This is a genomic window from Vibrio sp. 10N.261.55.A10 (assembly GCF_041470825.1).
GTDB classification, from domain to species: Bacteria; Pseudomonadota; Gammaproteobacteria; order Enterobacterales; family Vibrionaceae; genus Vibrio; species Vibrio crassostreae_C.
In genome coordinates this window covers 1-410 of sequence record NZ_JBFRNC010000140.1, presented here as the reverse complement: position 1 = coordinate 410, position 410 = coordinate 1, and the positions used below count along the sequence as shown (strand labels likewise).

Below are 410 nucleotides of genomic sequence, written 5' to 3'. Positions count from 1 at the left end.
CTCTTAAGTGAACGGCATTAGCCACTTAGGCTGCTTTTTTAGTTTCAGACTTAAAATATATTGGGGTTAGACTTGCTCAAAGTAAGCCAAAAACTCACCGCAATCTTTTTGGAATGGTGGCAATATTTCTGCTAGTGTTTCATCATCCCAATGCCACCATTCAAAGCTTTCTAATCGCTCGGCATAGCTAGGAGCATCAAACCGAGGACGCAGTTGCCAAACGCAATCGAGTATGGCGGTACGCCTTAAGCAGCGGTTGCCAACGAAAACAATCAAGCAGTTCAGACCCTGCATCAACATAAATGAGTTAATCATTCCATTGTATCAAAGTACTTCACCAGCCTAAAACTGCAGTACTTCAGTTTCATTCGGGACCATTTTAAAAGGAAGTTATACCAATTAAAGTAAAA

1 protein-coding gene is annotated in these 410 nt (G+C 41.0%); it reads right to left on the bottom strand.

Annotated features, from left to right (window positions below; all coding sequences use genetic code 11):
- Nucleotides 1–66: 66 nt before the first annotated feature.
- Nucleotides 67–300: a phosphonate metabolism protein gene (locus tag AB4274_RS22105; RefSeq protein ID WP_010428389.1), complete on the bottom strand. Its 234-nt coding sequence runs from the start codon at nucleotides 298–300 to the stop codon at nucleotides 67–69.
- Nucleotides 301–410: the final 110 nt, after the last annotated feature.